Source organism: Micromonospora kangleipakensis (genome assembly GCF_004217615.1).
In the GTDB taxonomy this organism is placed as follows: domain Bacteria; phylum Actinomycetota; class Actinomycetes; order Mycobacteriales; family Micromonosporaceae; genus Micromonospora; species Micromonospora kangleipakensis.
This window is the reverse complement of sequence record NZ_SHLD01000001.1, coordinates 942,613-961,350: the sequence shown is the minus strand read 5'-3', so window position 1 is coordinate 961,350 and position 18,738 is coordinate 942,613. Positions and strand designations below refer to the sequence as shown.

Genomic DNA, 18,738 nt, shown 5'->3' with positions numbered 1-18,738 from the left:
GAAGGTCGGCTCAGATGAGCAACATCGTCGGTCGGGTGCGCGAGGCGTTCCGGGGCGACCAGCGGGTCGACCCGGACGCGCTGATCGCCCGGCTGGACGCCGTGCAGCGCTTCCTCCGCGCGGTGGACGGCCAGGTGCCCGACGCCCGCCTGGTCGCCGCGCACACCGTCGTCGAGCGGGCCGGCGCCCGGCTCGCCCTCTCCGGCGACCACACCGTCGTCGCCCTGGCCGGCGCCACCGGCAGTGGCAAGTCCAGCCTGTTCAACGCCCTCGCCCGGCTGGAGCTCTCGCCGGTCGGCGTACGGCGGCCGACCACCGGCGTGGCGCACGCCTGCGTCTGGGGGCAGCTGGGCGGCGCCGGTCGGCTGCTCGACTGGCTCGGCGTGCTGCCCCGGCACCGGTTCGTCCGGGAGAGCGCGCTCGACGGCGACGACGAGTCCGGCCTGCACGGCCTGGTCCTGCTGGACCTGCCCGACTTCGACTCGGTGCAGCGGACCCACCGGCTGGAGGTGGACCGGATGCTCGGCCTGGTCGATCTCGTGGTCTGGGTGGTCGACCCGCAGAAGTACGCGGACCGGGTGATCCACACCAGCTACCTGCGCGAGTTCCAGCGGCACAAGGACGTCACGGTGGTCGTGCTCAACCAGGCCGACCGGCTGACCCCGGCCGAGCTGCCCCGGGTCCTGGCCGATCTGCGCCGGCTGCTCGACGCCGACGGCCTGGACGGGGTGCCGCTGCTGCCCACGGTCGCGGTCGACCCGGCCGGGATGGTCGGGCTGCGCGAGGCGCTGGAGCGTACGGTCGCCGAGCGGCAGGCGGCGCTGCGCCGGCTGGCCGGCGACGTGGACGCCGTGGTGGCCGAGCTGGAGCCGCTGGTCGGGGTGGAGCCGCCGCGTACCGGGCCGGACGACGCGTCGACCCGGGAGCTCACCCGCGCCCTGGCCGGAGCGGCCGGGGTGCCCTCGGTGGCGGAGGCGGTCGAGGGCGCGTACCGGCACCGGGCCGGCGGGACGACCGGCTGGCCGCTGGTCAAGGGCTGGCGCCGACTGCGGCCGGACCCGCTGCGCCGGCTGCACCTGCCGGGACCGGCCGCGGACGCCGACGCGCCCGCGGAGAGCCTGGTCGCGGCGACGTCCGTACCGGATCCGACCGCCGCGCAGCGCTCGGCGCTCAACCTGGCCATCCGCGCGGTGGGCGACCGGTCCGGCGCCGATCTGCCGACGCCCTGGCCGACCGCGGTGACCGCCGCGGCCCGGTCCCGGCTCGGCGACCTGCCCGACGCGCTGGACCGCGCGGTGGCCGGCACCGACCTGGGGATGGATCGGCGGCCGGCCTGGTGGCGGGTCGTCGGGGCCCTCCAATGGCTGGTCACCGCCGCCGCGCTGGCCGGGCTGGGCTGGCTCGCGCTCGGCTACGCCCTGCGGGCGCTCGGCCTGCCGGCGCCCGAGTACCCGAGGGTGGGCGAGGTCCCGCTGCCGACGGTGCTGCTCCTCGGCGGCCTGCTGGCCGGGCTGCTGGTGGCGGCGCTGACCAGACCGGTGGTCCGGTGGGCGGCGCGGCGGGCCCGCCAGCGGGCGGAGAAGCGGCTCACCATCTCGGTGGGGACGGTCGGTGACGAGTACGTGCTGGTCCCGGTGCGGTCCGCGCTGGGCCGGTACGCGCAGGCCCGCGAGGCGCTCGGGGACGCCGCCCGCCGCTGAGCGCCTCGGCGACGACGCGGCCGGCCGGCCGGTCACGGCGAGGCGCGCCGCGCTGGCAGGTGTCCCGGCCGGGCCGGCGGCGTAGGGTCGGTGCATGGCCACGCCACAGACCCCCTACGAGGCGGTGCTCCACGCCGCCCGCGACGTGACGAGGCTCGACTGCGCCCTCGACGCGGAGATGCTCGGCGCCGCGCTGCTCGGCAGCGTGTACGCCGTCGCGGAGACCGACCGGGAGAACGCCGTCCGGGAGTTCGTGACCGGCTTCCTCGCCGCCACCTCCCGCCGCCGCAGCGCCGCCGCCACCACCATCCGCGCCGTCTTCGCCGCCCTGGTGCCGGACGCCGAGGGCGCCGGCCGGATCCGCCCCGGCGCGCAGGCGCCGGCCTGGACCGGCCAGCTCGGGCGGGTCCACCTCACCGGCGTCTGGTCGTACGGCGACGTGTACGGCGACCAGACCTCCTACCTCGCCACCTTCGCGTACGACGAGGCCGAGGGTGGCCCGGAGCACGCCCTGGTGGCCCTGGTCGACCACAACATCGGCATCACCAAGGACGTCTTCGTCGGCGGCCCGGCCGAGCGGATCCTCGAACAGGTCCGGCAGATGTGCACCGAGGACGAGCTGACCTGGTTCCGCACCGAGGAGCCGGCCCGGATGCGCGGGGAGGTGGCCCGGCACCTGGCGGTCACCGACGACCTGGGCGAGCTGCCGGCGGCCGGCTCCCTCGCCACCGACCGGGCCCTGGTCGGCGCGCGGCTGGCCGTGCTGCCCGCGCCGGCCCGGCCGAGCGGCGACCCGGCCGCCCCGCCGCTCACCGACCAGGAGCGGACCCGGCTGGTCCGGGGCTTCCTCGGCTCGCCGGAGGCCGCCCGGTTCGGCCTGGACGCGGTGGCCGACGCCGAGCTGGCCTCGCTGCACTTCTGCCTGGGCCTGCTGCTCGACCACGCGCAGAGCTTCCCGGACGCCGACCCGATGCGGTGGAGCCCGACCGTGGCCGAGCTGTTCCTGCTCGACTGGGTGCACCGGCGGGCCGTGCTGGACATGGACGACGCGGCCATGCTGCCGCGGGTGCTCCGCGGCTGGGCCGCGTGCGCGGCCCGGCAGCGGGGGCTCCCGGAGGCCGCGGCCGGCCGGACGGACGAGGCGATCGAGGAGATGGTCCCCGAGTTCGCCCGGCTCTACAGCACCGGGGAGCGGCGCAGCCCCGCCACCGCCGCCGTCGCCCAGTTGATGGCCGACGGCGTCGACCCGGACGACCCGGCCGCCCTGGACGCCTGGATCGAGGCCAACCGCCACCGCCTCACCGACGACCCCGCCTGACCCCGCCCCTCGGGGTGTGCTCAGGGCTCGACGAGGGCGAGGCGGCGGGGGCCGACGTCGACGGTGAGGCGTTGCCCCCAGCTCAGTGCCAGCCGATCCGCCTCCAGGCCGTCGGCGAAGGCGACCAGGCCGTCGGACTCGGCGACCAGCTCCAGCCGGTCGGCGCCGGCGAGCCGGCCGGCGGTGAGGCTCACCCCGGTGACCGGGGACGGCCACGCCTCGCGGACGTACCAGCAGAGCGCCTCCTCCTCCGGGGCGGGCGGCCGCGGCGCACCCGGACGGTCGCGCGCGATGGACGCGCACCAGCCGGTCGCCCCCGTACCGCTGCCGATCACCACCCCGGAGGAGGAGTGCCGTTCCCGCCGGGCCCGCCCGCCGTCGGCGACGGCGAGCAGGTAGCGGGCGGACTGGTGGGAGGCGTGGCCGACGTACACCTCGTTGAGGCCGACCAGCTCCTGCCCGTCGTCGAGCGCGGCCCGGACCATCGCGCGGCCCCGCGTGGTCGCCGCCCCGGCGGCGACCGCCGGCAGCAGGCCGGCGAGCTGCCCTGCGGTGAACCGGACCAGCACCCCGGCGTTGCGGCCGGGCTCCGGGTCGACGCCGATCACCGGCTGCCGGTCCAGGTACTTCGCCACGTTGGCGACCAGGCCGTCCGGGCCGACCGCGACCACCACGTCCTCCGGCCCGAAGAGGAACCGGGGCAGGTCGTCGCGGTCCACCGCGCCGCGCCGCCAGTCCGCCGGGATGGCGGCGCCGACCGTGGTCAGCGCCGCCCGGAGGGCGTCGTGCCGGTCGACGACCTCGGTCAGGTCCCGGCCCCGCTCCCGCAGGTACCAGGCCGCCGCCGCGCGGGTGCCGTGCCGGGCCAGCAGCTCGTCCAGCTCGCTGCGGCGGCTCACCACGACCACCCGCGGGGCCAGGGTCGCGCTCACCGGCTCGGCGCCAGCCGGGCCAGCAGGTCGGTCACCACGTCGGGGGTGACGGTGAGCTGGCCGATCTGCGGGAGCTGACCGGCGATCTCGCGGACCGTCAGGGCCCGCAGCACCTCCGGCGGGAGTTCGGCGTACGCGGCCAGCTTCGCCGCCTCCGCCTCGGCCTCGGCGTGGCCGACCGCGCGTACGCCGTCGGCGCGGGCCGCGGCGAGCAGCCGCTCCTTCTCGGCCGCGCCCCCGGCGAGGACGCGCTCCTTCTCCGCCTCGGCGGCGGCGAGGACGCGCGCCCGCTCGGCGGCGGCCGCATTGGCGACCTTCTCGCGTTCCGCCTTGCCCTGCGCGGCGGCCAGCTCGGCGGCGGCGTCGAGTTCGGCCCGGCGGCGGGTGTTCGCGCCGCGCTGCTCGACGAGCTGCTGCTCCCGGCGGGCCAGCTCGATCTTGTTCTGGAGCTCGTTCTCGGCGATGGAACGCTCCTGCTCGACGGCCTGGGCGCGGCGGGCGTAGGTGGCCCGGTCCGCCTGGACCTGGACCGCCTCGCGGGTGGGGGTCTGGAGGGCGCGTTCCAGCTCGGGCTCGGGGCGGATCGCCACCACCCGGGCGCTGACCACGGCGACGCCGAGGTCGGTGAGGCGGGGGTCGTCGTCGAGCGCGCCGGAGACCGCCTCGCGGACCGGCGCGACGGTGGTCAGCGCCTCCGCCAGCGGCACCCGGGCGAGCAGGTCGAGGGCGGGCTGCTGGGCCAGCTCGGCCAGCAGGGTGGCCACCTGGTCGAGCGGCCGGGACCGGGCCCGCCCGGTGCGCGGGTCGACGGAGAAGTCGAGGCGGCCGGCGGCCCGGGCCGGGTCGGCGACCCGGTAGGTCACCGTGGCCTGGACGGTGATGTCGGCGAAGTCGCCGGTCCGGGCGTGGAAGAGCAGCGGCAGCTCCCGGTCGTCCACCGGCACCTCGCTGAGCACCGCGTTCAGCGGCCGGTACCAGAAGGACTGCCCGGTGCCCTCGCGACGGACCTTGCCGCCCACGTGCAGCCGGACCCAGCTGGTCGGCGTCCCGCGCAGGTGGCGCAGGAACAGTCGCCTCGTCACATCGGCCATGATCAGCCCCTCCCTTTTATCGTCCACCCGACGATAACTGTTCTGCTAGGTTATCGTCAAGGTGGTGATAAAGAGATGGCCGAGTACCCGCCCTTCGCCGTGACGGTCGACCTGGTCGTGCTCACGGTCCGGTCGGACGCGCTGAGCGTGCTGCTGGTCCGGCGCGGCATTCCGCCGTACGAGGGGCACTGGGCGCTGCCCGGCGGCTTCGTCGGCATCAATGAGGACCTGCCCGACGCGGCCGCGCGGGAGCTGACCGAGGAGACCGGGCTACCCGAGCCCGCCGGGCACCTGGAGCAGCTCGGCACGTACGGCCGGCCGGACCGGGACCCGCGCGGCCGGGTGGTCACGGTGGCCTGGCTGGCGCTGCTGCCGGACCTGCCGACCCCGGTGGCCGGCAGTGACGCCGCCTCCGCCGACTGGCTGCCGGTCTCCCGGCTCACCCCCGGGCAGCTCGCCTTCGACCACGACCGGATCCTCGCCGACGGGCTGGAGCGGGCCCGGGCCAAGCTGGAGTACACCCCGCTGGCCAGCGCATTCTGCCCGCCCGAGTTCACCGTGGCGCAGCTGCGCGCGGTCTACGAGACGGTCTGGGGCACCCGCCTGGACCCGCGCAACTTCCACCGCAAGGTCACCGGGACACCCGGTTTCGTCGAGCCGGTCGGTCGTGCCACCGAGGGCGAGCGCGGCCGACCCGCACAGCTGTTCCGGCGCGGCCCGGCCACCCTGCTGCACCCGCCGATGCTCCGTCCACAGTGACGGCACCGCCTCGTTCGCCACCGCAAGCGCCCGATCTCCAGCGCGATTCGGCTCAGCGCCTCATGCTCACCCCGTCGCCCACATCGGAGCCCAGGGCGGGGAGCAGCTCGGCACTGCGGGGCGTCAGCGCGGGTCGCCCGCCACCACGCCGGACGGCGATCCGGACGGCGACGCGGGCGGGCCGGGCGGCGCGGGCGGGTCGGACGGCGGCCCGGGCGGCGCGGGCGGGTCGGACGGCGAGGCGCTGCCACCGGGAGCCGCGGGGCCGCTTCCGGTCGGCACCGGGGGCGGCGGGGTGAGGATGATCGTCGGCAGCGGCAGCGGCAGCGGCAACCGGTCCGGGCCCGACGAGCGGGTCGGCATCGGGCTGGGTGACGGGCTCGGCGACTCGCTCGGCGACGGCTCTCCGCCGCCGGCGGAGGGGGTGGGGCAGGCGGCTCCGGTGGGAGGTGCCGGGGGGACCGGCGTCCGGGGCCGCATGCCCCACGCCGAGTCGGACGCCACCGGCGGGGCGGGGGCGGCGGCGATCTCCGGCGCGCCGGGGCGGGTGACCAGCGGGGCGGGACGGGTGGTGGACGTCACCTCGGGCTGGCTGGTCGCGGGCAGCGGGATCACCACCGGGCCGACCGAGGGCGTCGGGATGAACGGCGTGCTGTTGTCCGGGAGTGCGGTGCTGCCGACGGTGGCCGACCCGGTGCTGATGGCGGCGAGAATCGGCATCGACGCGGTGCCGGCGAGCAGCGCGACCGTGAAGAGGTAGCCCCGGCTCGGGCCGCCCAGTCCGAGCGCCCGGTGCGCCCCGACCACCCGGCGGTAGCCGGCGCCGGGGGCCGGGCGATGGGGGCCGAGGAGCGGAGTTCCGGGACCCTCGGCTGGCTCGGACACCGGCACACTCCTCGTCGTCGACATCGGCGGGACCGTCGGTGGCGCGGACGTCGGGCCTGAAGCGGACAAACGCCGCTTAACGCTCACCAGACACCAGTCAGCTTGGACCAGTTACGCTCAGTTCACCAGCCGCCACCGCGTGTCGACACACAATTTGTCCGTCAAGGGGTAGTCCACCCGCGACAAACAGGGATATCCGTCGCGTAGCCGACGGAACGCCGCGGGCGTGGAGGGCCATATTGTGGGCCCGCTCACCTCCTCTGCAATCATTCAGGCACGACGGCAACGCAGCCGCTACCTCCGCGCACCCCGCGGCTGGTGCGGTACGGCGCCGGCGCTCCCGAACCGGGTTCGCCCCACGAATCCGGCTCAACGCCGCGCGGCAACCCTCACCGGGGCTAGGCGCGGCCGCCAGGGACCAGCCCGGCAGCAGCCGGGCGGCGCACGAGTTGCGCGGCACGGGTCACCCCCGGCGCTGACGCAGACACGACAGGGAGAGACGGATGGCAAAGGGCGACCCCGGGGTCACCACCCGCGGCCGGCGGGCCGCACCCCGTTCCAAGCGACCCGCCACGGCGGGCGAGCCGGAACTCGTACAGCTGCTCACGCCCGAGGGCGAGCGGATCGAGAGCGCGATCGGCCCGGACGGGACCGAGTACCGCGTCGACTTCACCGACGAGGAGTACCGCGGGCTCTACCGCGACCTCGTGCTGGTCCGCAAGCTCGACGCCGAGGCGACCGCGCTCCAGCGCCAGGGCGAGCTGGGCCTCTGGGCCAGCCTGCTGGGTCAGGAGGCCGCGCAGGTCGGCTCCGGCCGGGCGCTGCGCACCCAGGACATGGCCTTCCCGACCTACCGGGAGCACGGCGTCCTCTACTGCCGGGGCATCGACCCGATCATGCCGCTCGGCCTGTTCCGCGGCGTCGACCAGGGCGGCTGGGACCCCAACGAGTTCAAGTTCAACATGTACACGATCGTGATCGGGGCGCAGACCCTGCACGCGACCGGGTACGCCATGGGCGTCCACATGGACGGCAAGACCGGCACCGAGGACGGCGAGGCGGTGATCGCCTACTTCGGCGACGGCGCCACCAGCCAGGGCGACGTCAACGAGGCGTTCGTCTGGGCCAGCGTCTTCAACGCCCCGCTGGTGTTCTTCTGCCAGAACAACCAGTACGCCATCTCCGAGCCGCTGGAGCGCCAGACCCGCGTCCCGCTGTACCAGCGGGCGGGCGGCTTCGGCTTCCCCGGCGTGCGGGTGGACGGCAACGACGTGCTCGCGTCGTACGCGGTGACCCGGCACGCGCTGGACAACGCCCGGCTCGGCCAGGGCCCCAGCCTGATCGAGGCGTACACCTACCGGATGGGGGCGCACACCACCTCCGACGACCCGACCCGGTACCGGATCGCCAGCGAGGTCGAGGCCTGGCGGGCCAAGGACCCGATCGCCCGGATGAAGGCGTTCCTGGAGAAGCAGCAGCTCGCCGACGCGGACTTCTTCGCCGCCGTCGACGAGCAGGCCCGCGCCGAGTCGGTGCACCTGCGCGAGCGGGTGCTCGCCATGCCCAACCCGGAGCCGGTGACGATGTTCGACCACGTCTACCCCAACGGGTCCCCCGAGCTCGACGAGCAGCGGGCGCAGTTCAGCAAGTACATGGAGTCGTTCGAGGGGAGCGCCCACTGATGGCCACGGAGACGCTCACCCTCGGCAAGGCCCTCAACACCGGTCTGCGCAAGGCCCTGGAGAACGACCCGAAGGTCGTCATCATGGGCGAGGACGTCGGCAAGCTCGGCGGCGTCTTCCGGATCACCGACGGGCTCCAGAAGGACTTCGGCGACCAGCGGGTGATCGACACCCCGCTGGCCGAGTCCGGCATCATCGGCACCGCGGTCGGCCTGGCCATCCGCGGCTTCCGCCCGGTCTGCGAGATCCAGTTCGACGGCTTCGTCTACCCGGCGTACGACCAGATCGTGTCGCAGGTGGCGAAGATGCACTACCGCTCGCAGGGCAAGGTGCGGATCCCGATGGTCATCCGGATCCCCTACGGCGGTGGCATCGGCGCGGTCGAGCACCACTCGGAGTCGCCCGAGGCGTACTTCGCGCACACCGCCGGCCTGAAGGTCGTGACCTGCGCCAACCCGCAGGACGCGTACACGATGATCCAGCAGGCGATCGCCTCGGACGACCCGATCGTCTTCCTGGAGCCGAAGCGGCGCTACTGGGAGAAGGGTCCGGTCGAGCTGGACGCCCCGCTGTCGGAGGCGTACCCGCTGCACTCGGCCCGGGTCGCCCGCGCCGGCACCGACGCCACCGTGCTGGCGTACGGCCCGATGGTGCGGACCTGCCTGGACGCGGCGACCGCCGCCGCCGAGGACGGCCGGGAGCTGGAGGTCATCGACCTGCGCACGCTCTCCCCGCTGGACCTGACCGCCGCGTACGAGTCGGTGAAGCGCACCGGCCGCTGCGTGGTCGTCCACGAGGCCCCGGGCAACCTGGGCCTGGGCTCGGAGATCGCGGCCCGGATCACCGAGGAGTGCTTCTACTCCCTGGAGTCCCCGGTGCTGCGCGTCACCGGCTTCGACACCCCCTACCCGGCCAGCCGGGTGGAGGAGGAGTACCTGCCCGACCTCGACCGGGTGCTCGACGCCGTCGACCGCACCTTCGGCTGGTGAGCGGCATGTCACGGATCAAGGAGTTCAACCTCCCCGACCTGGGTGAGGGCCTGACCGAGGGCGAGATCCTCGCCTGGCTGGTCAAGGTGGGCGACGTCATCGAGCTGAACCAGCCGATCGTCGAGGTGGAGACGGCCAAGGCGGCGGTCGAGATCCCGGCGAAGTGGGCCGGCCAGGTGCAGGCGATCTTCCATCCGGAGGGAACCACGGTCGAGGTCGGCACGCCGATCATCGCGATCGACACCGACCCGGGCGCCGGCCCGATCGAGGAGTCGACGACCGGTGCGCCGGCCGCCGCGCTGCCCACCCCGTCGGCGGCCTCGCTGGCCGCGGTCGAGGTGGCCCCGGCCGAGGGCGCGGTCGAGCCGGGCCTGATCGGCGGTCCCGCCCCGGGTGGGCGGACCGCCGTGCTGGTCGGCTACGGCCCGCGGACCACGGCGGCGAAGCGCCGGCCGCGCAAGGGCGGCCCCCCCGCCCAGGCGCCGGCCGCCCCGGTCCAGGCCGCGCCGGCTCCGGCGCCGGTCGCGCCGGTGTCGCCGGCTCCTCCGGTCAACGGCAACGGCTGGACCGGCGGGCCGGTGCTGGCCAAGCCGCCGGTGCGGAAGCTCGCCAAGGACCTCGGTGTCGACCTGGCCACGCTGACCGGGTCGGGGCCACTGGGCTCGATCACCCGGGAGGACGTACAGCGGGCGGCGAGCGGGACCCCGGCGGCGGCCGAGCCGCTGACGGTCGCGGCGCCGGCCACCGCGGCCGCGAGCTTCGGCGCGGACCGCGAGCAGCGCATCCCGGTCAAGGGGGTACGCAAGCTCACCGCCGAGAACATGTCCCGCTCGGCGTTCACCGCCCCGCACGTGACGGAGTTCCTGACCGTCGACGTGACCCGGGCGATGAAGGCCCTGGACCGGCTCCGGGAGCGGCGGGAGTGGCGCGACGTGCGGGTCTCGCCGCTGCTGCTGGTGGCGAAGGCGGTGCTGCTGGCGGTCAAGCGTCACCCGATGGTCAACTCGACCTGGGCCGGTGACGAGATCGTGGTCAAGGACTACGTGAACCTGGGCATCGCGGCGGCCACCGAGCGCGGCCTGATCGTGCCGAACATCAAGGACGCCGGCCGGCTCTCGCTGCGCGAGCTGGCGGACGCGATGACGGCGCTGGTGCAGACGGCCAAGGCCGGGAAGACCTCCCCGGCGGACATGTCCGGCGGCACGCTGACGATCACCAACGTCGGTGTCTTCGGCGTCGACACCGGTACGCCGATCCTGCCTCCGGGCGAGTCGGCGATCCTGGCCTTCGGCGCGGTCCGGGAGATGCCGTGGGTGCACAAGGGCAAGGTGAAGCCACGCCTGGTCACCACGCTCGGCCTGTCGTTCGACCACCGGATCATCGACGGTGAGCTGGGTTCGAAGTTCCTCCGCGACATCGGGGACTTCCTGGCCGATCCGGAGGCGGCGCTGCTCGCCTGGACCTGACGGTCCTCGACACCAGGCCACGGCCGGTGTGCCACGGGTTAACGCCCGGCACACCGGCCGTTGCCGTTGGGGGAACGAAATCATGGCTCCGGCTACCCGTTGACCTACGATCCGTAGGTCCGTGGTTCAGCTCACCTAATAATCGATGGAAGTTGGCGGCGTTATGCGCTTCAATAGAGACATCAAGGGGCTGACAACCGAATAGCCAGGAGGAGAGACCCAGATGAGCATGATCGAGCGAATCCGCAACCGCCGCGACGCCAGCCGCCGTGCCCGCGCCATCGAGCACGCGCTGCGTTCCGCCAACTCGCCCGCGGTCCGCGAGGAGCTTCTCGCCATCGCCCAGCGTCACATGAGCTGACGCTCCTCGACTTTCCTCACCTCCTCCAGTTCGAGGACCCGCCCGGCACAGCCGGGCGGGTCCTCGGCGTTTGGGGGTGATTGAGACCGGGATTCCACCTCGCCGCACCGCCCGGTACGGTGGGGCTCGGTCGCCACCCATCCGCCCCGGGACCAGATCGCGCCGATAGAAGCCGATCGACACCGTCCGGCAACGGTGAGTGACGGCCGGTGCTCCCCGGACACCTCCGGGCGGCCACCGGATACGGTGCGGGGAGCCCGCACGGCCGGTACCCGCCGGCGACGCCGGCAACGATGCCGACGGTCCCCGATCGGCATCGGCGGCCGACATGTGATGGAGGAGGCGCACCCATGACGTCCGAGGCCCCGCACCGCCCCGGCCAGGAGCCGGGCGAGGTGTCGCCGGGCGCCGGCGGACCGGCGCCGTACGGCGACCACCCGGCGCAGCAGGACAACGGGTACCCCAACGCCCCCGACCTCGGCTGGGCGCCACCCCCGCCGGCCGGTCGGCCGAGTCAGCCCGCCCCCGCCTGGGCCGGGCAGGACGACCAGTCGCCCGCCCCCGCCTGGGCGCAGCCGGTTGGCCAGCCACCGAACCCCGCCTGGGGGGCCGCCCAGGTGCCGCAGCAGACCGAACCGGATGCCTGGGCCGGCTCGCCCCAGCCCGCCTGGGCCGCGCCGGAGCAGGCCGGCCCCGCCTGGGCCGCCGCTTCCGCGCCCGGCGCCAACCCGACCACCCCCCCGGAGCAGCCCTCGCCCGCGTGGGCGACGCCCGAGCAGGCCGGCCCCGCCTGGGCCGCCGGACCGGGCGGCGACCAGCCGGCCTGGGCGCAGGCCGCCGACCAGAGCGCCCGGGGCGCGGCGCAGGTGCCCGCCGGGCAGTCGCACGACGACCCGGCCCGCTCCGGCGGCTGGGCCACCACGCAGCAGCAGGACGACCCCGCCCGTTCCGGAGGCTGGAACACGGCTCCCGCCACCCAGGACGGCCGCTCCGGCGGCTGGCCCGTCGGGACCGGTGCGCAGCAGCAGGACGATCCCGCCCGCTCGGGCGGCTGGACCAGCCCGCCGCAGGACGACCAGCCGGCCTGGGGCCAGCAGGGCGAGCAGTCCGCACCCGCCTGGGCCTCCGCCGCGCCCACCGCCCGCGCCGCCGCGCAGGTGCCCGCCCCGGCGGGGCAGCCGAACGAGGCCTGGGGCACGTCGAACGACCCGAACCGCTCCGGCGGCTGGCCAGCCGGCAACCCGGAGCAGGACGATCCCGCCCGCTCGGGCGGCTGGGCCGCGGGCGTACCGGCCCGGCAGGACGAGGCGGAGCCGGCCCGCGGCTGGTCCGCCCCGCAGCAGGACAACGCCGGCGGCTGGGAGACCGGGCCGCGCGACGACGACCCGGACCGCTCCGGGGGCTGGGCCGCCGGACGGGCCGCCACGCACGGCGAGCCCGCGCAGCAGCCCGGCTGGGGCGCGCCGGACGACCAGCGTCCGGCCACCGGCTGGAGCGGCGCCGCCGCCGTACCGCAGCAGCAGGACCGGCCCGCGTCGGAGGAGTCGGCGCAGGCCGGCCCCTGGGGCGCCGCCGCCCCGGCCCAGGACGACCGGCCGGAGGCCGGCGGCTGGACGCCGCCGGAGCCCTCGCCGGCGCGGGCCACCGCCTCGGTGCCGTCCCCGGACGGCCCGCCGGCCTGGGGCGCCAACCAGGACGACGCGCCGCAGTGGACCCGCGGGGACCGCCCGGCCGTGCCGGACGCCGAGCCGTGGCCGGCCAGCGAGGTGTGGGGCCGCTCCGCCGAGGCGGAACCCGCCGCACCCCAGTCGAACGGCTGGGAGTCGGGCCGGGCCGAGGAGCCGGCGGCCTACCAGCCGGCACCGGGCCCGGGCATCTCACCCGGGAACGCCGTACCGCTGCCGCCGCAGGAGCAGCGGGTGCCGGGCGCCAGCCTGGCCGCGTCGCCGCCGGCCGACTACCGGCCGCCGGCGCAGTTCGCCCCAGCCGCGGAGGCGCCCGCCGAGCCGGCGGGCCGGGACCCGCAGGCGTACGAGTCGGAGCAGTCGGGCGCCGTGCCCGGCTGGGGCCCGGCAGAGGCGTCGCACCAGGAGCCGCAGTCGCCGGCCGGGCCGGTGGTGCCCGCGCCGCGCATCTCCCCGGAGGCCGGCGCCGTCTCCGCCAGCGCGTCGGTGCCGCTGGCCAGCCGGGTGATGCCCCCGACCGACCAGGCCGTGCGGCCCGCCGGCTCGCCGGCCCCGCAGCCCCGGGTGTACGGCCGCCCGACCCGGCCGGAGCCGGAGGAGGCCACCGGGCAGGACGCCCCGAACGGCTACCCGGAGCAGGGCGGCCAGCGCTTCGACGAGCCCGGCCAGCAGTCCGGCTTCGACGACCAGGGTCAGCGCCCCGACGACCGCGGCCAGCAGCCCCGCTACGACGACCAGAGCCCGCAGTCCGGCTACGACGACCAGGGCCGCCCGGCGGGGCCGCACGGCTTCGCCGAGGCGCAGTCCGCGCCGCCGTCGTCGCCCGCGGGCCCGCCGCCGTTCCCGCCCGGCGTGCCGTCCTTCGTGGACCCGGCCGCCAACCACCGTCCCGCCAACGGGGTGCACCCGCACAACGGCGAGCGTCCCGACCCGTTCGGCGGTCCCGGCGGCCACGCCGGTCCGGGTGACCCGTACGGCAGCCCCGGCCAGGGCGATCCGTACGGCGGTCCGGGGCACAACGACCCGTTCGGGGGTCAGGGTGGCCCGGCCGGTGGCCGCGCGTCGGTCGGCGTGCCGGGCCAGGGGCCGGGGGCGATGCACGAGCAGGGGCCGGGTGGGTTCCCGCCAGCCTTCCCGCCGCCGCCCCAGCAGGCACCGCCGGCCTGGCAGCAGGGCCTGGGCGGCGAGCCGGAGCAGGGCCGCTTCGACGCGTTCAAGCCCGACGCCGAGCCGAAGACCGAGGCGCCGGCGCCGAAGGTGCGCAACGGGCGGGTGCTGGCCCTCGTGCTGATCGCGGCGGTGCTGATCCTGGCCGTTCCGCTCGGCCTGCTCACGCTCCTCGGCAAGGTCGGCGGCGACGACAAGCCGGCGGGCTTCGACCCGGCGGTGGGCTCCTGCGTGAAGCAGTCCGGCGCGGGCGCGGTGGCCGCCAACTGCGGCGAGCAGGGCGCCTTCACGGTCGTGTCGAAGGTCGACGCGCAGGACAAGTGCGGCGACCCGACGCAGCCGCACGTGGTGCTGCCGGGCGAGGGGACCAACCGGGTGCTCTGCCTGAAGCCGGCCGGCAAGTAACGACCCTCCGACGGCGGGGCCACGGTGAACCGTGGCCCCGCCGTCGTACCCCGGGTGTGAACGAGCCCGCTCGGGGTGCCGGCCGGTCCGGGCCGTCCGGTCCGGCAGACTGGAGGCATGAGCGCACGAGTACGGGCACCCGAGCTGCGCGGCCGGGGCTGGCTGAACACCGGCGGCAGGGACCTCAAGCTGGCCGACCTCCGCGGCAAGATCGTCCTGCTGGACTTCTGGACCTTCTGCTGCATCAACTGCCTGCACGTGCTCGACGAGCTGCGGCCGCTCGAGGAGAAGTACGGCGACGTGCTGGTCGTCATCGGCGTGCACTCGCCCAAGTTCGAGCACGAGAAGGACGCGGAGGCGCTGGCCGCCGCCGTCGAGCGGTACGGGGTGCACCACCCGGTGCTCGACGACCCCGAGCTGGACATGTGGCAGCAGTACGCGGCGAAGGCCTGGCCGACGCTGTCGGTGGTCGACCCCGAGGGTTACGTGGTGGCCACGATGGCCGGCGAGGGGCACGCCGAGGGGCTGGCCCGGCTGGTCGACGACCTGATCGCCACCCACGAGGCGAAGGGCACCCTGCACCGGGGCGACGGCCCCTACGTCCCGCCGGCCGAGCCGGACACCACGCTGCGCTTCCCCGGCAAGGCCGTGGCGCTCGACGGCGGCAACCTGCTGGTCTCGGACTCGTCCCGGCACTCGCTGGTGGAGCTGGCTCCGGACGGCGAGAAGCTGGTCCGCCGGATCGGTGCCGGTGCCCGGGGCCACGCGGACGGCCCGGCGGAGACGGCCACCTTCTCGGAGCCGCAGGGGCTCTGCCTGCTCCCGACGCACGTCGCCGAGGTGGCCGGTTACGACGTGGTCGTCGCCGACACCGTCAACCACCTGCTGCGCGGGGTGCGGCTGGGCACCGGCGAGGTCGTCACGGTCGCCGGCACCGGCCGGCAGTGGCGGTCGACGGTCGACGACCACGCGCACGACGGGCTCTCCGTCGACCTCTCCTCCCCGTGGGACGTGGCCTGGTACGACGACAAGGTCGTCATCGCCATGGCCGGCATCCACCAGCTCTGGTGGTTCGACCCGATCCGCCGGACCGCCGGCATGTACGCGGGCACCACGGTCGAGGCGCTGCGCGACGGCCCGCTGCCGGACGTCTGGATGGCGCAGCCCTCCGGCCTCTCCGTCTCGGCCGACGGCGCCCGGCTCTGGATCGCGGACAGCGAGACCAGCGCCCTCCGGTACGTCGAGAACGGCGTCATGGGCACCTCGGTGGGGCAGGGCCTCTTCGACTTCGGCCACGTCGACGGCCCGGCCGACCGGGCGCTGCTCCAGCATCCGCTGGGGGTGTGCGCGCTGCCGGACGGCTCGGTGCTGATCGCCGACACGTACAACGGCGCGGTCCGCCGCTTCGACCCGGAGACCGACCAGGTCGCCACGGTGGCGGACGGGCTGGCCGAGCCGAGCGACCTGGTGCTCACCGCCGAGGGCGAGGTGCTGGTGGTGGAGTCCGCCGCGCACCGGCTGACCCGGCTGGCCCCGGGCGCGCTCTCCGCGGCGGGCGCCAGCACCGTGGACGGCCCCCGGCACCGGGCCGAGCGGAAGCCGACCGACGTGGCGGCCGGTGAGGTCACGCTCGACGTGATCTTCACGCCCGCGCCGGGGCAGAAGCTGGACGAGACGTACGGGCCGTCGACCCGGCTGGTGGTCACCGCGTCGCCGCCGGAGCTGCTGATCGAGGGCGCGGGGACGACGACGGACCTGTCCCGCCGGCTGGTGGTCAACGGCGAGGTGGCCGGCGGGGTGCTCCAGGTGACCGCGCAGGCGGCCACCTGCGACGCCGACGTCGAGCACGCCGCCTGCCACCTGACCCGGCAGGACTGGGGCGTCCCGGTCCGGGTGGTGGACGGCGCCGCCACCCGACTTCCCCTCGTCCTGCGCGGCCTGGACGCCTGAGCGCCTGACCGCCGGGGCGCCGCACGGGCCCCGGCGGTCAGGCGAACGGGGAGAGGATGACTCCGGCGTCGATCAGCGCGGCCCGGACCAGGGCGGCGGAGGCCACCGCGCCGGGGGTGTCGCCGTGCACGCAGATCGACTCGACCTGGCAGGGCACCACCCGGCCGTCGACCGCGACCACGGTGCGCTCGGTCGCCATCCGGACGGCCCGGTCGGCCACCTCCTCCGGGTCGGTGACCAGCGCGTTCGCCGCGGTCCGGGGCACCAGTGAGCCGTTGGGCAGGTAGTTCCGGTCGGCGAAGCCCTCGGCGACGACCCGCAGCCCGGCGCCGACGGAGAGCTGGGCGAGCACCGAGCCGGGCGCGCAGAGCACGGGCAGCTCGTGGTCGTACCCGCTGACCGCGGCGACCAGGGCGGCGGCCTGGGCCTCGTCGCAGGCCGCCGCGTGGTAGAGCGCGCCGTGCGGCTTGAGGTAGCGGACCCGGGTGTGGAACAGCCGGCAGAACGCCTCCAGGGCGCCGAGCTGGTAGGTGACCTCGTCGCGGAGTTCGGCGAAGTCGTACGCAATGTGCCGGCGGCCGAAGCCGGCGAGATCCCGGTAGCCGACCTGGGCGCCGACGGCGACCCCGCGCTCGGCGGCGGCGGCGCAGACCCGGCGCATGGTGGACGCGTCGCCACCGTGGAAGCCGCAGGCGACGTTGGCGGAGGTGACCAGGTCCAGCAGCGCGTGGTCGTCGCCGAGCCGCCAGATGCCGAATCCCTCGCCGAGGTCAGCGTTGAGGTCCATGGAACCTCACCGTAGTCCCTGGTCGGGCCTGCGCGAGCGGGGTCACGTCGTCCACCACACCCACGACCGGGTATCCACCGGTGGTCGGATGGTCGGCGAGGAAGATCAGCGGCTGCCCGTCGGCCGGCACCTGCACCGCCCCGAGGACCAGCCCCTCGCTGGGCAGCTCCCCGGTCACCGCGCGGGGCAGGGCGGCGCCGGTCAGTCGCGCGCCGACCCGGTTGCTCACCGGGCTGACCTGGTACGCGGTGCCGAAGAGCAGGTCCAGGGCGGCCGGGGTGAACCAGTCGTGCCGGGGGCCGGGGCGCAGGCTCAGCCGCAGCTCGCCCGGTACGGCCGGGGCGACGGTGACGTCGACCGGCGCGGGGTGCCCGACCGGCTCGCCGAGGGGCAGCCGGTCGCCGTCGCGTACCGGGGGCGGACCGAGTCCGGAGAGCGTGTCGGTGGCGCGGCTGCCCAGCACCGGCGGCACGTCGATGCCACCGGAGACGGCCAGCCAGGTGCGCAGGCCGGCCCGGGGCGGGCCGATCCGCAGCGTCGCCCCGGCCGGCAGCGAGAGGGGCCGGCCGACGTCGCCCGGACGACTCACGTCGGGCGGGCGGTGGCCGGCCGGCTCGCGGTGGATCCGGACCTCGACCTCCGCCCCGGTCAGCGCGACGCAGGCGGCATGATCGAACCGCAGTTCGCAGCCGGTCAGCGTGATCTCCAGCCCGGCGGCGCCCTCCGGGTTGCCGACGAGCCGGTTGGCCAGCCGCAGCGCAGCCGGGTCGAGCGCGCCGGAGCGGGGCACGCCGAGGTGGGCGTAGCCGGGTCGGCCCTGGTCCTGGACGGTGGTGAGCGCGCCGGCCCGGAGCACCTCGATCACGCTGAGCACGCCGGTTCGCGACTGCGGGGCTCGCAAGACCGGCTCACTCCTCGCGCTCACGGGACACCAGCCGTACGGGGGTGCCGGGGGTGAGCCGGGCCGGCGGGTCGGCGTGCACGTCGAAGAGGACGAGATCGGTGCGGCCGACCAGCAGCCAGCCGCCGGGCGAGGCGGTCGGATAGATCCCGGCGTACGGCCCGGCGAGCGCCACCGCGCCGGCCGGCACCCGGGGCCGTGGCGTGGCCAGCCGGGGGACGGCCAGCTCGGCGGGGAGCCCGGTCAGGTACGCGAAGCCGGGCGCGAAGCCGCAGAAGGCCACCCGGAACTCGGTGCGCCGCAGCCGGTCGACCACCTCCGGCACTGTCATCGCCCAGTGGCCGGCGACGACGGGCAGGTCCTCCCCGTCGTACACCGTGGGGACCTCGACCGGGTCGACGGCGGCCGTGGTGGTGACCGGCCGCGGGGTCCAGCCGGCGATCCGAGCGGCGGCCCCCGCGGGGTCCGGTACGCCGTCCAGCAGCACGGTGGCCGCGGCCGGGACGATCTCCGTGGCGGTCAGCTCACCGGTCTCGCGGCGGCGCCACAGCTCGGCCCGCCACGCCTGGACCTGGTCGGGGTCGTCGCAGTCGAGCAGGAGGGCGTGCGCGCCGACGGGTCGGATCCGCATTCCGCCATACTCGCGGATGGACGGACTCG

At 75.9% G+C, this 18,738-nt stretch carries 15 protein-coding genes; 9 read left to right on the top strand and 6 right to left on the bottom strand.

Features of this window, described 5'->3' with window-relative positions; all coding sequences use genetic code 11:
* Positions 1-14 precede the first annotated feature (14 nt).
* Positions 15-1,700, top strand: a complete 1,686-nt coding sequence (locus tag EV384_RS04650; RefSeq protein WP_130330442.1) for a GTPase — start codon at positions 15-17, stop codon at positions 1,698-1,700.
* A gap of 94 nt (positions 1,701-1,794) precedes the next feature.
* Positions 1,795-3,018, top strand: a complete 1,224-nt coding sequence (locus tag EV384_RS04645; RefSeq protein WP_130330440.1) for a hypothetical protein — start codon at positions 1,795-1,797, stop codon at positions 3,016-3,018.
* Between the two features lie 20 nt (positions 3,019-3,038).
* Here the strand turns inward: EV384_RS04645 and EV384_RS04640 are convergent, their stop codons facing one another.
* Positions 3,039-3,950, bottom strand: a complete 912-nt coding sequence (locus tag EV384_RS04640; RefSeq protein ID WP_130330438.1) for a diacylglycerol kinase catalytic domain-containing protein — start codon at positions 3,948-3,950, stop codon at positions 3,039-3,041.
* Entirely contained in the window at positions 3,947-5,041 is a 1,095-nt protein-coding gene (locus EV384_RS04635) for an SPFH domain-containing protein (protein WP_130330436.1), read from the bottom strand. Before EV384_RS04635 ends, EV384_RS04640 begins: the two co-directional genes overlap by 4 nt.
* 75 nt (positions 5,042-5,116) lie before the next feature.
* Here EV384_RS04635 and EV384_RS04630 point away from each other — a divergent pair, with 75 nt between their 5' ends.
* Positions 5,117-5,800, top strand: a complete 684-nt coding sequence (locus EV384_RS04630; protein WP_130330434.1) for an NUDIX hydrolase — start codon at positions 5,117-5,119, stop codon at positions 5,798-5,800.
* Between the two features lie 123 nt (positions 5,801-5,923).
* Here EV384_RS04630 and EV384_RS34675 read toward each other — a convergent pair whose 3' ends face one another.
* Positions 5,924-6,685, bottom strand: coding sequence for a hypothetical protein (locus EV384_RS34675; protein WP_165439875.1), 762 nt, complete (start codon positions 6,683-6,685; stop codon positions 5,924-5,926).
* 503 nt (positions 6,686-7,188) lie between these two features.
* On the opposite strand from EV384_RS34675, the gene pdhA reads away from it, so the two are divergent.
* From pdhA to EV384_RS04600, 6 genes are all read left to right on the top strand, one after another.
* Positions 7,189-8,367 carry a pyruvate dehydrogenase (acetyl-transferring) E1 component subunit alpha gene (gene pdhA, locus EV384_RS04620; RefSeq protein ID WP_130330432.1) on the top strand — a complete coding sequence of 393 codons (1,179 nt, stop codon included), beginning with the start codon at positions 7,189-7,191 and terminating at the stop codon, positions 8,365-8,367.
* Positions 8,367-9,356, top strand: a complete 990-nt coding sequence (locus tag EV384_RS04615; RefSeq protein ID WP_130330430.1) for an alpha-ketoacid dehydrogenase subunit beta — start codon at positions 8,367-8,369, stop codon at positions 9,354-9,356. The genes pdhA and EV384_RS04615 overlap by 1 nt, the downstream gene beginning before the upstream one ends.
* Positions 9,357-9,361: 5 nt before the next feature.
* The gene (locus EV384_RS04610; protein ID WP_130340241.1) at positions 9,362-10,822 is read left to right on the top strand and encodes a dihydrolipoamide acetyltransferase family protein; all 1,461 of its coding nucleotides are present in this window, start codon (positions 9,362-9,364) and stop codon (positions 10,820-10,822) included.
* Positions 10,823-11,045: 223 nt separating this feature from the next.
* Entirely contained in the window at positions 11,046-11,183 is a 138-nt protein-coding gene (locus EV384_RS34670) for a hypothetical protein (RefSeq protein WP_165439874.1), read from the top strand.
* Between the two features lie 350 nt (positions 11,184-11,533).
* Positions 11,534-14,440, top strand: coding sequence for an LppU/SCO3897 family protein (locus EV384_RS04605; RefSeq protein ID WP_130330428.1), 2,907 nt, complete (start codon positions 11,534-11,536; stop codon positions 14,438-14,440).
* 117 nt (positions 14,441-14,557) lie between these two features.
* The gene (locus EV384_RS04600; protein ID WP_130330426.1) at positions 14,558-16,390 is read left to right on the top strand and encodes an NHL domain-containing thioredoxin family protein; all 1,833 of its coding nucleotides are present in this window, start codon (positions 14,558-14,560) and stop codon (positions 16,388-16,390) included.
* Positions 16,391-16,427: 37 nt separating this feature from the next.
* On the opposite strand, the gene EV384_RS04595 is transcribed toward EV384_RS04600, so the two are convergent.
* The 3 genes from EV384_RS04595 to EV384_RS04585 are packed head-to-tail and all read right to left on the bottom strand — an operon-like array spanning position 16,428 to position 18,709.
* On the bottom strand, positions 16,428-17,177 hold the full coding sequence (locus tag EV384_RS04595) for a LamB/YcsF family protein (protein ID WP_130330424.1): 750 nt from the start codon (positions 17,175-17,177) through the stop codon (positions 16,428-16,430).
* Entirely contained in the window at positions 17,161-18,042 is an 882-nt protein-coding gene (locus EV384_RS04590) for a 5-oxoprolinase subunit C family protein (RefSeq protein WP_130340239.1), read from the bottom strand. The genes EV384_RS04595 and EV384_RS04590 overlap by 17 nt, the downstream gene beginning before the upstream one ends.
* A gap of 43 nt (positions 18,043-18,085) precedes the next feature.
* Entirely contained in the window at positions 18,086-18,709 is a 624-nt protein-coding gene (locus tag EV384_RS04585) for a 5-oxoprolinase subunit B family protein (RefSeq protein ID WP_130330422.1), read from the bottom strand.
* Positions 18,710-18,738: the final 29 nt, after the last annotated feature.

Bases quoted from the DNA above. Each gene is read 5' to 3' on its own strand.
- EV384_RS04585 (WP_130330422.1), bottom strand. From the start codon at position 18,709: ATGCGGATCCGACCCGTCGGCGCGCACGCCCTCCTGCTCGACTGCGAC.
- EV384_RS04600 (WP_130330426.1), top strand. From the start codon at position 14,558: ATGAGCGCACGAGTACGGGCACCCGAGCTGCGCGGCCGGGGCTGGCTG.
- EV384_RS04630 (WP_130330434.1), top strand. From the start codon at position 5,117: ATGGCCGAGTACCCGCCCTTCGCCGTGACGGTCGACCTGGTCGTGCTC.
- pdhA (WP_130330432.1), top strand. From the start codon at position 7,189: ATGGCAAAGGGCGACCCCGGGGTCACCACCCGCGGCCGGCGGGCCGCA.
- EV384_RS04645 (WP_130330440.1), top strand. From the start codon at position 1,795: ATGGCCACGCCACAGACCCCCTACGAGGCGGTGCTCCACGCCGCCCGC.
- EV384_RS04650 (WP_130330442.1), top strand. From the start codon at position 15: ATGAGCAACATCGTCGGTCGGGTGCGCGAGGCGTTCCGGGGCGACCAG.
- EV384_RS04635 (WP_130330436.1), bottom strand. From the start codon at position 5,041: ATGGCCGATGTGACGAGGCGACTGTTCCTGCGCCACCTGCGCGGGACG.
- EV384_RS04605 (WP_130330428.1), top strand. From the start codon at position 11,534: ATGACGTCCGAGGCCCCGCACCGCCCCGGCCAGGAGCCGGGCGAGGTG.
- EV384_RS04595 (WP_130330424.1), bottom strand. From the start codon at position 17,177: ATGGACCTCAACGCTGACCTCGGCGAGGGATTCGGCATCTGGCGGCTC.
- EV384_RS04615 (WP_130330430.1), top strand. From the start codon at position 8,367: ATGGCCACGGAGACGCTCACCCTCGGCAAGGCCCTCAACACCGGTCTG.
- EV384_RS04610 (WP_130340241.1), top strand. From the start codon at position 9,362: ATGTCACGGATCAAGGAGTTCAACCTCCCCGACCTGGGTGAGGGCCTG.
- EV384_RS34670 (WP_165439874.1), top strand. From the start codon at position 11,046: ATGAGCATGATCGAGCGAATCCGCAACCGCCGCGACGCCAGCCGCCGT.